This window comes from Burkholderia aenigmatica, assembly GCF_048627025.1.
GTDB lineage: Bacteria > Pseudomonadota > Gammaproteobacteria > Burkholderiales > Burkholderiaceae > Burkholderia > Burkholderia aenigmatica.
In genome coordinates this window covers 225,157-238,801 of record NZ_CP184470.1, presented here as the reverse complement: position 1 = coordinate 238,801, position 13,645 = coordinate 225,157, and the positions used below count along the sequence as shown (strand labels likewise).

The 13,645-nt window shown below is 66.6% G+C and carries 12 protein-coding genes; 7 read left to right on the top strand and 5 right to left on the bottom strand.

Annotated features, from left to right (window positions below; translation table 11 throughout):
• Window positions 1–52 precede the first annotated feature (52 nt).
• Entirely contained in the window at window positions 53–1,096 is a 1,044-nt protein-coding gene (locus ACN8ZM_RS33445) for a hypothetical protein (RefSeq protein ID WP_420213141.1), read from the bottom strand.
• 180 nt (window positions 1,097–1,276) lie between these two features.
• Between ACN8ZM_RS33445 and ACN8ZM_RS33440 the strand changes: the two genes are divergently transcribed.
• The 5 genes from ACN8ZM_RS33440 to ACN8ZM_RS33420 all read left to right on the top strand — a co-directional run bounded on the left by ACN8ZM_RS33440 (window position 1,277) and on the right by ACN8ZM_RS33420 (window position 5,259).
• Window positions 1,277–2,371 carry a serine hydrolase gene (locus tag ACN8ZM_RS33440; RefSeq protein ID WP_043184356.1) on the top strand — a complete coding sequence of 365 codons (1,095 nt, stop codon included), beginning with the start codon at window positions 1,277–1,279 and terminating at the stop codon, window positions 2,369–2,371.
• A 44-nt stretch (window positions 2,372–2,415) separates the two neighbouring features.
• The gene (locus tag ACN8ZM_RS33435) at window positions 2,416–2,649 is read left to right on the top strand and encodes a DUF7661 family protein (RefSeq protein ID WP_420213140.1); all 234 of its coding nucleotides are present in this window, start codon (window positions 2,416–2,418) and stop codon (window positions 2,647–2,649) included.
• 72 nt (window positions 2,650–2,721) lie between these two features.
• Window positions 2,722–3,177 carry a MarR family winged helix-turn-helix transcriptional regulator gene (locus tag ACN8ZM_RS33430; RefSeq protein ID WP_080741642.1) on the top strand — a complete coding sequence of 152 codons (456 nt, stop codon included), beginning with the start codon at window positions 2,722–2,724 and terminating at the stop codon, window positions 3,175–3,177.
• Between the two features lie 67 nt (window positions 3,178–3,244).
• Entirely contained in the window at window positions 3,245–3,808 is a 564-nt protein-coding gene (locus ACN8ZM_RS33425) for an isochorismatase family protein (protein WP_420213139.1), read from the top strand.
• Window positions 3,805–5,259: a DHA2 family efflux MFS transporter permease subunit gene (locus tag ACN8ZM_RS33420; protein ID WP_420213138.1), complete on the top strand. Its 1,455-nt coding sequence runs from the start codon at window positions 3,805–3,807 to the stop codon at window positions 5,257–5,259. The genes ACN8ZM_RS33425 and ACN8ZM_RS33420 overlap by 4 nt, the downstream gene beginning before the upstream one ends.
• A gap of 46 nt (window positions 5,260–5,305) precedes the next feature.
• On the opposite strand, the gene ACN8ZM_RS33415 is transcribed toward ACN8ZM_RS33420, so the two are convergent.
• Window positions 5,306–5,905: a LysE family translocator gene (locus tag ACN8ZM_RS33415; protein WP_420213137.1), complete on the bottom strand. Its 600-nt coding sequence runs from the start codon at window positions 5,903–5,905 to the stop codon at window positions 5,306–5,308.
• Window positions 5,906–6,000: 95 nt separating this feature from the next.
• Between ACN8ZM_RS33415 and ACN8ZM_RS33410 the strand changes: the two genes are divergently transcribed.
• Window positions 6,001–6,876: a LysR substrate-binding domain-containing protein gene (locus ACN8ZM_RS33410; protein ID WP_420213136.1), complete on the top strand. Its 876-nt coding sequence runs from the start codon at window positions 6,001–6,003 to the stop codon at window positions 6,874–6,876.
• A gap of 157 nt (window positions 6,877–7,033) precedes the next feature.
• Here the strand turns inward: ACN8ZM_RS33410 and ACN8ZM_RS33405 are convergent, their stop codons facing one another.
• Both ACN8ZM_RS33405 and ACN8ZM_RS33400 read right to left on the bottom strand, forming a co-directional pair.
• A complete protein-coding gene (locus tag ACN8ZM_RS33405) occupies window positions 7,034–8,122 on the bottom strand; it encodes a hypothetical protein (protein ID WP_420213135.1) in 1,089 nt (362 codons plus the stop codon).
• A gap of 470 nt (window positions 8,123–8,592) precedes the next feature.
• Entirely contained in the window at window positions 8,593–10,311 is a 1,719-nt protein-coding gene (locus tag ACN8ZM_RS33400; RefSeq protein WP_420213134.1) for a SulP family inorganic anion transporter, read from the bottom strand.
• 494 nt (window positions 10,312–10,805) lie between these two features.
• Here ACN8ZM_RS33400 and ACN8ZM_RS33395 point away from each other — a divergent pair, with 494 nt between their 5' ends.
• Window positions 10,806–12,047: a mechanosensitive ion channel family protein gene (locus ACN8ZM_RS33395; RefSeq protein ID WP_043184349.1), complete on the top strand. Its 1,242-nt coding sequence runs from the start codon at window positions 10,806–10,808 to the stop codon at window positions 12,045–12,047.
• Between the two features lie 54 nt (window positions 12,048–12,101).
• On the opposite strand, the gene ACN8ZM_RS33390 is transcribed toward ACN8ZM_RS33395, so the two are convergent.
• Entirely contained in the window at window positions 12,102–13,523 is a 1,422-nt protein-coding gene (locus ACN8ZM_RS33390) for a PLP-dependent aminotransferase family protein (protein ID WP_420213133.1), read from the bottom strand.
• Between the last annotated feature and the right edge of the window lie 122 nt (window positions 13,524–13,645).

Here is a 13,645-nt window from a genome sequence, read left to right as displayed (position 1 = left end):
GCGTGCGTTTCATGCCGGCCTCCGCCATCGCGACATCAAACGCGCGATGCGCTCACCCGAGCGCCAGGTCGGCGATATCGATGCGATAAAGGTTGCCGTCCGTACCGACCGCATGAAGCACTTGGCCTCGGCCAGTCATTCGCGCGATTCCGACCGGTTCGGCACCATTGCGCAGCAAGCGATACGTGCGCACCAATCGAGCATCGCCACCGCCATCGATACGCACCAGGTACAGCATGTCGCTGTCCTGATACGAGCCGCAGAACAGCGCCACGTATCCGTCCGGCCGCGTCGCATCCTCCATGACCGCGAACGCATAGCTGCCGTTGACCGGCATGCGCGATGACCAGACGGTGTGCCGGTCGCGCACGCGGACGAGCGCGAATGTGTTGTAGTAATAGACCCACGCGTCCCGGTCGCTCGGAACGTTGAGCGCGTAACAGCAGTCGATCGGGCCGAACCCGGGCGACGGAACAAACGCGTAGCGCTGCTCGCCGGCCCGGCTCCACGCGATCAACCCAGGCGCACCGACCGGCGAATCCCAGCCCAGATTGCCGTACACGCCCTCGTCGAAATAGGACGTCCAGATGTCCCCGGCAGCCGTGGCCTGCACGGCCTCGATGCCGTCGCCCAGCAGGATAGCGCCGCACGGCGTGCCGTCGCGCCGATAGAAGCGGCCGTTCAGGTCGAAATCGCCGTCCCCGCGGCGGACGGACCGGCAGCACACCAGCAGCAGATCGTCACCGACCGGCTGGATGTCGTGAATATTGAACGGCTCGTCGGCGATCACGCAGTCCACGCGAACCTCGCCGCCCTGCCAGGCCATCACGCGATACCGCTGCGACGTCGCTGGCTCCGTTTTCGCAAACGACGCACCGCCGGCCGCCTCGGTTCGATAATCGAGCGGCTCCAGCGCGAACACCATGTAGACGGCACCGTCCGGCCCCGCGTTGAAGGCCACGAGGTCGCCCTTCTCGCGAAGGCTGTCGATCGATGTATACGGCGAAACGGACAAATCATGCGGGCGCGCGGACACGGGACGCTCCTGAAAAGTGACCTCGGCATCTTGCCGACGCAGCCACCGTTTGTCACGCATGCGCGGCGTGTCGGCATGCGTGCACGGTGCTACGCGACATGACGACCGCATGCGTGAAAATCGTCGAATCATGCGCAAACGAATCGTCATCTTCGCTCAATCGACCGTATAATTTTCCGCATCCCGCTGACTGCCCACGCATCCACGCAGCCTCACCGTGCGTGAAAAGGAGACTTTCGCTTGACCGGCCTCATCGCGCGCCTGCCTCTCGCCCGGACCACCCTGCTCGTCGCCCTGTCGATGCTGATGTTCGCCTTCTCGACAAACGCGTCGTCCACGCCACGCAACCCGCCGCCGCGCGCCGCGCACGCTCATGCGCCGGCGAAGGCCGTCAAGAAAACCGTCAAGAAGAAGCCGGCCCAGCGCCACAAGAAGGCCATCAAGCATCGTCGCCCGCGTGTGAAACACCAGGCGGTCAAGCGTCACGCGGCACCGACCCCGCAGCAGCGCCGCGCCAAGCGCACGACCGCCGTGCGCCCGCGCCCGGCCGACAAGCCGCGCCTGACGGCAAGCTGCGGCTACAACCCGCGCGCGGTCAACTCCCTGCATTCACGCGCGGCCTACGTGCTCGACGTCGACTCCGGCACGCCGCTGCTGGCCCGTAACGCACGCACCGTGCGGCCGATCGCATCGATCTCGAAGCTGATGACGGCCGTCGTCGCGCGCGACGCCGACCGTCCGCTGAACGGCGTGCTGCGCGTCACCGCGCACGACCGCGACACGATCAAGTTCACCGGGTCGCGCCTGCAGGTCGGCTCGGAACTGTCGCGCCGCGAAATGTTCCATATCGCGCTGATGTCGTCGGAAAACCGTGCGGCCGCCGCACTGAGCCGTGACTATCCGGGCGGGCGCGCCGCGTTCGTCAAGGCAATGAACCGCGAAGCGCGCCGCCTCGGCATGCGTCATACGCACTTCCGCGAGCCGACCGGCCTGTCGCCGCACAACGTGTCGACGGCCGAGGATCTCGCGAAGCTCGTCGGCGCGGCGGCACAGGATCCGCTGATCCGCTATTTCTCGACCGATACGTCGACCACCGTGCGTCCGGGCGACGGCGAGCTGCTTTACGTGAATTCCGACCCGCTCGTCCGCTACCGCCGCCTGCCGATCCGGCTGCAGAAGACCGGCTTCATCAACGAGTCGGGGCACGGCGTCGTGATGCGCATGCGTGTGAAGGGCCGCCGCGAAACGGTCGTGCTGCTCGGTGCGCCGACGCGCGCGGGCGTCTCGAGCGATGCGATCAAGATCCACCGCTGGCTGTCCTGCTCGATCCAGTAAACGCGCGCGGGCGGCCGGCGCGTTCACCCGACGGGAGCGATGCCATGCAGGACGAATACCGCTTCAACGCATTTGGTCGGCTACTCGCCGTCGTACGCAAGAACGACCGCTGGACGGTGTTTGCTCTCGGCGCTGAAGGCAAGCGGCGCCCGGCTGACCTGCACATTCCGTCCACGCTCGCGGCGGATGAACTCGCGCAATACCTCGGCGACCTGCTGCATGAGGCCGCGACCCCGAGATGCAACGAGGTCGTACCGGTCCCGCTCCGCGACGAGTAACCGCGCACCCCACTCCACGTCGATCCGGCGGATAATCGACAGTTAAACTTGCAAGTTTAACTGTCGTGTTCTATGATCCGCCGCATGAACCCGCCACGCAAACCCGGCGTTTCCGCCGATACCGTCGCCGCCGACCTGACCCTCGCGGTCGGCCAGTTGATCCGCCGGCTCCGCTCCGAGATCGAATCCGGAGGGCTCGGCATGTCCCAGACGAGCGCGCTCGCGCGACTCGAACGGCACGGGCCGATGACGACCGCCGATCTCGCGCGCGCTGAAGCGATGAAGCCTCAGTCGATGAAGGCGACGCTCGCCAGCCTCGAGGAAGACGGCCTGGTCGAGCGCGAACCGCATCCGACCGACGGCCGCCAGATCCTGTTCCGGCTGACCGCGGCCGGCCTCGACGCACGGCTCAAGCGCAACGCCGCGAAACACCAATGGCTCGGCGCCGCGATCGCACAGCTCGATCCCGAAGACATCGATACGCTCGCCGCCGCGATCCCGCTGATCCGCCGCATCGGCGAGCAATGAATCCGGCCCGCGCGCCCCACGCCATTCGCGCGCACGGCTTTCTTCGTCTCTTTCACGGAGTCCCATCATGAGCGCAACCCGTCTCGACACGAACACCGCACTCGTCGTCATCGACCTGCAGAAAGGCATCATCGCCCTCCCCACCGCGCACCCGGTCGAACCGGTGATCGCGCACACCCGCGAGCTGCTCGACGCATTCCGCAGCCGCGGCCTGCCGGTCGTGCTCGTCAACGTCGCGGGTGGTGCACCGGGCCGCACGCAGCAGCAAGTACGCGTGGACGCCCTTCCGGCCGACTGGGCCGAACTCGTGCCCGAACTGAACCGCCAGCCGGGCGACCACCTCGTGACGAAAAAGACCTGGGGCGCCTTCACCGGCACCGACCTCGATGCGCACCTGAAGGCCGCCGGCGTCACGCAGATCGTGCTGACCGGCGTCGCGACGAGCATCGGCGTCGAGTCGACCGCCCGTCAGGCGCACGAACTCGGCTACAACGTGACGCTCGCCGTCGACGCGATGACCGACCTCAACGCGGATGCGCACGTGAACAGCGTCGAACGCCTGTTCCCGCGCCTCGGCGAGACGGGCACGACGCAGGACATCGTCGCGCTGCTCGACCGGCGCGGCGCGTGAGCGACCCGCGCACGCGGCCGGCGCGGGACGACGCGACCGGCCGGCCCGATCCGTCGATCTGGAAGGTCAGCGCGGTCGCGGTGCTCGGCTCGCTGCTGTCGCAGCTCGACGCGACGATCGTCAACGTATCGCTGTCGAGCCTCGCGACCGACCTGCACGCGAGCCTCGCGACGATCCAGTGGGTCACGAGCGGCTATCTGCTCGCGCTCACGCTGGTGCTGCCGCTGAACGGCTGGCTCGTCGACCGGATCGGCGCAAAGGCGCTGTACCTGTGGTGCTTCTCGGCGTTCACGCTCTCGTCCGCGCTGTGCGGGCTCGCGTGGTCCGCGCCTTCGCTGATCGCCTTCCGTGTGCTGCAAGGCGTGAGCGGCGGGCTGCTCGCGCCGATGGCGCAGATGATGATCGCGCGCGTCGCCGGCCAGCAGATGGCGCGCGTGATCGGCTACGCGGCCGTGCCGGTGCTGCTCGCGCCGATCCTCGGCCCCGTCGTCGCCGGCGCGATCCTGCAGCACATGTCGTGGCGCTGGCTGTTTCTCGTGAACCTGCCCGTCGGCGTCCTGGCACTCGCGCTGGCCGTGCGGTTCCTGCCCGGCGACCGCGACGACACGCAGCCGCGCGAACTCGACTGGGTCGGCCTCGCGCTGCTGTCGCCGGGGCTCGTGCTGTTCCTGTACGGCATCGAGCGGATCAACGAAGCACTCGGGATCGCGGCGATCGTCGCGGCTGCGCTGTTGCTCGTGGCGTTCCTGCGGGTCGAAACGCGCAAGGGCGACCACGCGCTGATCGACCTTGCGCTGTTTCGCGGCAAGGTGTTCGGCGCGGCCGCGTCGACGCAGTTCCTGTCGAACGGTGCGCTGTTCGCGGGCCAGATGCTGATTCCGGTGTTCCTGATCCAGGCATGCGGCCGCACACCCGGCGAAATGGGCTGGCTGCTCGCACCGATGGGCCTCGGCATGCTCGTCACGTATCCGTCGATGGGTGCGCTGACGAGCCGGTTCGGCGTGCGCCGCCTCGCCGCCGCAGGCGCCCTGCTCGCGCTGTTCGCGACGCTGCCGTTCGTGTTTCTCGCGCTGACCGGCTACGATCCGTACTTGCTCGTGCCGGCGCTGTTTCTGCGCGGCATGGGCCAGAGCGCGATCGGCGCGCCGTCGATTTCCGCCGCGTATGCGTCGGTCGAGCGCCGCAACCTGCCGATGGCGACGACCTCGCTCAATATCGTGCAGCGTCTCGGCGGCCCGACGTTTACGACCGTATGCACGCTGTTCCTCGCGTGGCGACTGCAAGCCGAATCAGTGGCGAGCGGCGGCACGCAGGCGAACGCCTATGCGTGGGCGTTCGGCCTGCTTTGCGTGCTGCACGCGGCGAGCTTCGTCACCACGCTGCGGCTGCCGCTGTGGTCGACCGGTGCGGGCGGGCAACCTGGCGAGACCGCGCGCGCCGGATCGCGCTGAACGCAGACGCTACGTCACGCCGTGCCGCGCAGCGTGCGTAGCGTCGCTACGGCAGCCACATCGGTACGATCGACACCACGAGCAGCACACCGAGCCCGGCATTCAGCCAGTGCCACTGCCGCTCCGTGCGCAACACGCGCGCAAACAACAGCCCGGCGAAGCACCAGAGCGACAGCGACGCCATCGCGGCCACGCCGAACGCCAGCCCGAGCAAGACGCCGAGCCGTGCCGGGCCGGATGCGAGCGCGGCGAACGACGCGGCCGCGCCGAGCGTCATCGCCCAGCCTTTCGGGTTGTGCCAGAGCATCCAGACGCCGCTGACGAACCCCTGCGGCCGGTGCACCGCGGCATCGAGCCGCGGTTTGCCGCCGCGCCCGATGCGCACGGCCAGCCACACGAGATACATCGAACCGACCGCCTTCATCGCGAGTTGCAACGCGGGCAGCGCCAGCAGCACGCCGCCGAGCCCGGCCGCAGCGGCAGCGGCCATCGACGCCAGTCCGACCGCAATGCCCGCCATCAGCGGCAGCGAACGTCGATAGCCGAAATGCGCGCCCGAGGCGGTCGCGAGCGTCGTCGCGCCGCCCGGCGTCACGGTGGATACGATCACGAACAGCATCAGCGGCAGATAGTCGCGGAACGGCACGGCAGCTCCCGGTTGTCGTCGTCGAAGCCCCGTTTTACCCGCGGTCTTCGCATTACGACAGCGAAAGCTTTTTATGTCTGCCATTAGCGCTCATAATGCGTCGCATGGTACGCAATCTCGACATCGCGCTGCTGCGCGCCTTCGTCACGGTCGCCGAACATCGCAGCATGACGGCGGCCAGCCGCGCGCTGCACCTGACGCAAGGCGCGATCAGCCAGCAGGTCGCACGGCTCGAAACGCTGTCCGGCCCGCTGTTCGTCCGCGAGCACCGCAACCTGCTGCTCACGGCGGACGGCGAGCGGCTGCTCGGGCAGGCGCGCCGGCTGCTCGCCGCGCACGATGCGCTGCTGACCGACATGACGGCCGGCGCGGTCGAAGGCACCGTGCGCGTCGGCGCGCCGCAGGATCTCGTCGGCAGCTGTCTCGCACCGATCCTGAAAGGCTATGCGCAGACGCATCCGCAGGTCGCGCTCACGCTCGTGTGCGCGGCGTCGCCGGAGCTGCGCCGGGGGCTCGCGCAGGGCGAACTCGACGTCGCGCTGATCGAGGCGCCGGTCGGGCCGTCGCGCGGCGAGTGCATCGCCGTCGACCGCCTGGTCTGGGTCGGCGCGAAAGGCGGTACCGCGTACCGGAATACGCCGCTGCCCGTGTCGATGGTCGCGCAGACCTGCGCGTTCCGTCCGACGGTGCTCGACGCGCTGCGTGGCTGCGATCGCGCGTGGCGCACCGTGTTCGAGAACGGCAGCATCGACGCGACGGCCGCGACCGTCCGCTCCGACCTCGCCGTGACCGCCTGGCTCGCGTCGACCGTGCCGGCCGACCTCGACATCCTGCCGGCCGACAGCGGCCTGCCCGCGCTGCCGAACTTCGCGATCAACCTGCATCTGCCGCGCGGCCAGCGCACGCCGGCCGCGACGGAACTCGCCCGCCACCTGCGCAACGGTTTCGCGCGGGGGCGGGCGGCGGCATAACCCACGTCAGCATCGAGACGGGTATCAGGAATATCCGCGGTCAATCGCAGGAAGCCTCATGCCCAGACCATGATCGCTTGACCCGCCCCTCATGCGAAATAGGCGCGCGCCATGACATGCTCTTTCGCAGCGCTCATAGGCACTCAACGTGCGCCAGCTAAAGCTCGGTCGCGCCAACGATTTGACGCAGTGTTTTCGGTGCTGAGTGACCGGGTACGTACCTCGATGTAAGCGTTTCGCCAGTTCGGCCGGAGAGAACAGCCTCGTCTTGTGAAGTCAGGCGGACATATCGGCAGAAGTTAGGCATACCTTCACTTAGATACGTACTGCATAGATACAAGGTATTCCGCTCGTCAATGACGCCCTGCCAATTGCAGTACCCCGCGCCAAGGCACGACATGTCTGGCGCCAAGACATAGCTGACAACGGGACTCTTCTTATCCAAAACCCAGAGCCTGCCGGATGCTTCGAATACCACGAAACGACCATTCTCGACAAACGTTGCGTCGTAACGTACATCAACCAGCCAATAAGCTATGCGCTCCGAGACGAAGCTCCTGGGAGTTGGATTGGCGATCGTCCTCAGCGATCTCCAACGGGACTTCAGTTCCTCAAACTCTTTCGGACCAACGTCTGTCAAGCGCAACACGCTGAACACGTCGTCCGGCGCGCCCTCTGGGCAATCCCTAAGCGTGTTGGCCCATTTCAAACCCAAGAGCCCGGTATATTCTCGGAAGCACTTCTGGTGATAATCGTTATTCCACCCACCGAATCGACCGAAAGTTAATCTTCGCCCCTGTCGAGGTGAGCGAAGGGCCGCATAATTGACAGAATAACCCTCGCTCGTCGAGCCTATACCACTCATGAAGGTGCTTCGCTCTACCCCATCGCCGATGGTCAGGACTTGATTGACGTACACGATACCCACTTCTGCCAGAGCGCGGTAGTCGCGCCATGTCCATGCTGACAGGACCGCCAACACAAAGTAGGTCTGAAGACCAATCTGCCCGGGCTTCCAGCCGCGCCGGACAAAGAGTCGGTACCCGGCGCCGTAGTAAAGGATAAACGCGGCCAGGCTGTATAAAATTACGGATTCCTCCGGAAGTTTGAAATACTCTCCTGGTCGGCCATAATAGAAAGCTGACGCACTGGCATTGACGAATATCATGGGAAAACTGAGGACCGCAGGCGTGAGCAGCCAGAGAAGACAGCCCACCGGCACGATTTCTTTGTAGTGCTTAAGCATGGAATAAACATCTCAAAGGTAGCGGGGATTGCACATAAGAACTGGCCTTATGGCTTTCGTCATATGCGCATCCATCATCGACAAGGGAGAACGCTTTGCTCAGCGTCGCAACCATGCAAATGTCGCAGGCTACTTGAGTGCAAGATGGGCGTATATGAGATTAGTTCGAAAAGCGTTGCCAGTTGCTCTGGAATCCGGGCGATCGTATTTAAGGGCGGCGGACGCGTCTATTACCTGAGCCGCTTGAACGAGCCAAGAATTAATGGAGCCCATATTGGGAGGCAATAGCGTCTAGTCACAATGATCGTTTCGTCTCCCCATCAAGTGGGTGCCGTTCATCCCACTCTCCGTGCTTCTCGGTATGCAACGCAACGCTCGCGGCCAGCGCACGCCGGCCGCGACGGAACTCGCCCGCCACCTGCGCAACGGTTTCGCGCGCGTGCGGGCGGCGGCCTAGCCGCCCGTTCCCGCTACACGATGCCCGGTTCCTGCGGCGCCGGCGTCGTGCCGGCGGCCTCGAGCGCCTGGTGCAGCGTCGGGAAAATGCATGACGCGCCGACGATCTCCGTGATCCGGTGACGATCCATGTCCGCGCGCAGGTAGCGATTGACCCGCCCGAACAGCACACCGATCCCGCGTGCCTGCAGCATCTTGACGAGGTCGGTCAGCGTCCGCGCGGCCGAATAGTCGACGTCGGTGATCGCGCCCGCGTCGACGACGAACCAGCGCGTCGGCACCGGCGCCGCCTCGACGAGCTCGGTCACTTCGGCGGTAAACAGATGATCGTTCGCGAAGAACAGGTCGGAGCCGAACCGGTAGACGATCAGCCCGGGCGCCGTCATCGCGCCGCGCCGCGCGGGCACCGGCTGCCACCGCCCGTTGCCTTCGACAGGTTCGAGCACCATCGTGTGCGGCTGGTAGCTGTGGCGCACGTGCCGCATCAGCGACAGCGCGACGGCCAGCAGGATGCCGTGCTCGACGCCGACCGTCACGACGGCCACGGCCGTCACCAGCGCGAGCGTGAACTCGCCGGGGCTCTCCTTGCGGATCGCGGCGAGGCTGCGCACGTTGATCAGCCCGAGCGCGATCGTGAACACGATGCCGGCCAGCACTGCATGCGGCAGATACTGCAGAAACGTGCTGAAAAACAGCAGCACCACCGCCACCACGGCGGCAAACGCCAGATGCCCGATCTGGCTGCGCACGCCCGCGCCGTCGGCCATCGCCGTCTGCGTCGGGCTGCCGTTGACGACGAATGCGCCGCCCACCGCCGCAGCCGCGTTCGCGGCCGCGAGGCCGAGGATGTCGGCGTTGGTATCGACCTCCTCGTCGTACTGCTGCGCGAACACGCGCGCGGCGGCCGCGCTCTGCGCAATGATCATCACGAAGCACGACGCGGCGACCGGCACGAGGTCGAGGAACTGCTGCCACGTGACGGACGGCCAGCGCAACGGCGGCAACCCGCCCGCGACCGGCCCGAGCACCGCGATGCCATGCGCGGCGAATCCGAACGCGTAGCTTGCCGCGATGCTGCCCGCGACCGCGATCATCGGCATCGGCACGCGCGGCAGGAACCGCTTGCACACGAGAATCGCGACGACGACGAGCGCCGCGAGCGCGAACGTCGGCCGGTTCGTGTGGACGAGATGCGTGACGACGTAGTCGAGTTGCGCGAGGCTGCGCGACGCCGGATACGGCACCGCCAGCCCGAACATGTCGCCGAGCATCGCGATCGACACCTGCACGCCGACCCCGGCGAGAAAGCCGACCAGCACCGTACGCGACAGGAAATCGGCGAGAAAGCCGAGCTTGAAGATGCGCGCGAGCAGCAGCATCGCGGCGGTCAGCAGCGCGACCATGCCGGCCAGCGCCACATACTCGGCACTGCCGGCCGGCGCCATCGACGACAGCCGGCTCGCGAAGATCGTCGCGGTCGCGGAATCGGCCGCCACGACCAGATGCCGCGACGCGCCGAAGCACGCAAACGCGACGAGCGGCAGGAACACCGTGTAGAGGCCCGTGACGGCCGGCATGCCGGCGATGCGCGCATAGCCGAGCACCTGCGGGATGTCCATCGACGCGAGCGACATGCCCGCGAATACATCGCGGATGGCCCCGCCGCGGCGGATCGGGAGGATGCCTTTCAGCAGCCGCACGCCTGACGGGCGGCTTTCGTTGGAATCTTGCATGCGTGAAATGCGTGAGTATCGGGTGACGGGGTTCGCGAAGTCGTTCGCGCATCGTGCCCCGTGCGGGCATCGCATGGCAAGTGCGCGAAGGCCGCGCATGGCGCTCACCGTCGGCGGATGGACCGCACGCAAGGACGAACGGCGCACCGACAATCCATGCGACGCCTGCATGATTGCATGGATCGCCGTTCACGCGCATTGAAGCGCGAAGGCCCGCGGGAGCGGCGTCGCACCGATTCCGGGCCGGCGTGCAACGGCTCCGGTAACACATACGTGTGCCGGCTTGCGGTGACACTTTTTCATTACCGGCCCTCACCCGATTACAGAGGAGACCTGCGCAATGGTGAGGAGGTTCGGGAGCCGTACACCCTGCATTCACGACCACGTGCCCGGAACCCGATGGCACAATCACGGTCCCTTTCATGTGCCCTTCACCGGGCGCGCGCCGCGCCGCGGCGCCGATTCAACGCACAAGAAGGCCCCTGTTTGCCCCTATGACCCTGAACGAATCCTGGTTTGCGCCGCTCGTCGGCATCCTCATCCTGCTCGCCGCCGCCGGCGCGATCACCGCCGTGGTCCATTTCCTGCTGTTCCGCGTGGTCGCGCGGCTCGCGCGGCTTTCCGCCACACGCGTCGACGACGCGCTGTTCGAGTTCGGCGCATTCAAGTGGCTGAACCGCATCGTCCCGTTCGTCGTGATCAAGCTCGGGCTCGGCGCGGTGCCCGGCATTCCCGAGACGGCCGCGCAGGCCGCCGACAAGGTGCTGTTCGCGCTGATCGTGTTCCTCGTGACGATGACCGTCAGCGCGACGCTGTCCGCACTCGAACACACGCATCGCACGTACCAGCGCGATCAGCGTGACCAGCCGCACCTGTCGCTGAAAGGCGCGATGCAGCTCGTCAAGCTCGTGATGTTCATCACGGCCGCGCTGGTCGTGATCGGCGATGCGACCGGCAAGCAGATCGGCCTGCTGCTGTCGGGCATCGGCGCGATGTCGGCGGTGCTGATGCTGATCTTCAAGGACACGCTGCTCGGCCTCGTCGCGGGCGTGCAACTGTCGTCGAACGACATGCTGCGGATCGGCGACTGGATCACGATGCCGTCGGCCGGCGCGGACGGCACCGTGATCGACATCACGCTGAACACCGTCAAGGTCGCGAACTTCGACCACACGATCATCACGGTGCCGACGTGGAAGCTGATCACCGAGAGCTACCAGAACTGGCGCGGGATGACCGAAGCGGGCGGCCGCCGCATCAAGCGCGCACTGTTCGTCGACGCGACCAGCGTGCGCTTTCTGTCCAACGACGAGATCGAACGGCTCGAACGCCTGACGCTGCTGAAGGACTATCTCGAGGACAAGGTCGACGCAATCGAGCAATGGAACGGCACGCTCGGCGCGGCCGGCGACTGCCCGGCGAACCGCCGCCAGTTGACGAACCTCGGCACGTTCCGCGCGTATGTCGCGAACTACCTGAAAGGCCATCCGCGCATCCGCCGCGACATGACCTGCATGGCACGGCAGCTGCCGCTCACGGCCGAAGGCATTCCGCTCGAACTGTACTGCTTCACTGACACGACGACCTGGGTCGACTACGAGGCCATCCAGTCCGACCTGTTCGATCACCTGATCGCGGTGCTGCCGGAGTTCGGGCTGCGCGTGTACCAGCATCCGTCGGGCTTCGACATGCGGCAGATGGCCGGCGCCACACAAGCCGGGCCGCACGCGGGTTGATGCACGCAACGGCGGCTGGTCATCGGCCGCCGCTTGTCGAGCGGCCGCTTGCACTCACCGCGCCGCGCACTCCGACGCGAGCCGCCCGAGCACCTTCAACGCGTCCTCGATCTGCCGCGACCACGGATAGCTGTAGTTGAGCCGGATGAAATGCCGGTAATCGCTGCTCGCCGAGAACATGTGCCCGGGCCCCACCGTGATCCGCTGCGTGAGCGCCAGCGCATACAGCTTCATCGCATCGACCTGCGGCGGCAGCTCGACCCACAGCACGTACCCGCCCTGCGGCTGCGACAGCCGCGTGCCTTCGGGAAAGAAACGCCGCACCATCGCGCTCATCAGGCTCGCCTGCTGCGCGTACTGCTTGCGCATGCGCCGCAGGTGGAAATCGTAGCCGTCGTATTTCAGGTATTCGGCGATCGCGAGCTGCTCGATCGCGGGCGTGGCCAGCGTGTTCAGGAATTTCAGCTTCTCGACCTGGTCGCGGTAGCGGCCCGGCATCGCCCAGCCGATCCGGTAGCGCGGTGACAGGCTCTTCGTGAACGACGCGCAATGCAGCACGAGCCCGTCGCGGTCGAACGACTTCAGCGCGCTCGGCGTCGCTTCGCCGTAGTGCAGCTCGTGATACACGTCGCTCTCGATCGCCGGCACGCCGTGCTTCGCGAGGAGTTCGACGAGCGCGCGCTTGCGCGCATCCGGCATCTGGAAGCCGAGCGGATTCTGGAAGTTCGGCATCACCATGCATGCGGCGATCCGCTCGCGTTCGAGCAACCGTTCGAGCGCGTCGAGATCGATGCCGTCGACCGGATGCGTCGCGACCTCGAGCGCACGCATGCCCATGCGCTCGATCGCGTGCAGCATCGCGTAGAACGTCGGCGATTCGACGGCGATCGTGTCGCCGGGCCGCGCCACCGCCTGCAGGCACAGGTTGATCGCCTCGGTCGCGCCGATCGTCATCACGATCTCGTCCGGTTCGACCGGAATCCCGCGCTCCGCATAGCGTCGCGCGATCTGGCGGATCAGTTCCTGGTTGCCGGGCGGCAGGTCGTCGATCACGCCCCAGCGCGTGCGGCGCCGCCCGATCGTCTGCGCGTAGCGCGCGAGCTTCTGTACCGGAAACTGCGACGCATCGGGGTACGGCGAGCCGAGCGGCACCGCGTCGTCACGCGCGATCGAGCGCAGCGTCGACAGCACGAGCCGGCTCACGTCCACTGCCGACGGCTCGGCCGCCGGCGCCGACGCATGCAGCTCGGCCTCGGCCGGCGCCGGGGCCCGCGCGCGCACGAAATAGCCGGACTGCGGCCGGCTCTCGATCAGCCCGCGGCTTTCCAGCACGAGATACGCGCGCAGCACGGTCGTGACGCTGAGCTGCTGCTGCCGGCTCGCCTGCCGCACCGACGGAATCCGCTCGCCGGGCCGGTACACGCCACGCTCGATCTGTGCGTGGAGTTCGTCGGCCAGTTGTTCGTAGCGCTTCACCCGCTTCCCTTTCAAAAACCATTCAACAACACAGTTTCGATCCGCACTGTGCGAGTTGGCGCAACTGTACTCTTTTTTGAAGTGAACAGGTGTACACACAGCGGCCGGGGCGCCGCGCGTAC

Coding starts and splice junctions, on each gene's coding strand:
- ACN8ZM_RS33445 (WP_420213141.1), bottom strand. CDS start 1,096: ATGCGTGACAAACGGTGGCTGCGTCGGCAAGATGCCGAGGTCACTTTT.
- ACN8ZM_RS33435 (WP_420213140.1), top strand. CDS start 2,416: ATGCAGGACGAATACCGCTTCAACGCATTTGGTCGGCTACTCGCCGTC.
- ACN8ZM_RS33430 (WP_080741642.1), top strand. CDS start 2,722: ATGATCCGCCGCATGAACCCGCCACGCAAACCCGGCGTTTCCGCCGAT.
- ACN8ZM_RS33425 (WP_420213139.1), top strand. CDS start 3,245: ATGAGCGCAACCCGTCTCGACACGAACACCGCACTCGTCGTCATCGAC.
- ACN8ZM_RS33410 (WP_420213136.1), top strand. CDS start 6,001: ATGCGTCGCATGGTACGCAATCTCGACATCGCGCTGCTGCGCGCCTTC.
- ACN8ZM_RS33405 (WP_420213135.1), bottom strand. CDS start 8,122: ATGCTTAAGCACTACAAAGAAATCGTGCCGGTGGGCTGTCTTCTCTGG.
- ACN8ZM_RS33400 (WP_420213134.1), bottom strand. CDS start 10,311: ATGCAAGATTCCAACGAAAGCCGCCCGTCAGGCGTGCGGCTGCTGAAA.
- ACN8ZM_RS33395 (WP_043184349.1), top strand. CDS start 10,806: ATGACCCTGAACGAATCCTGGTTTGCGCCGCTCGTCGGCATCCTCATC.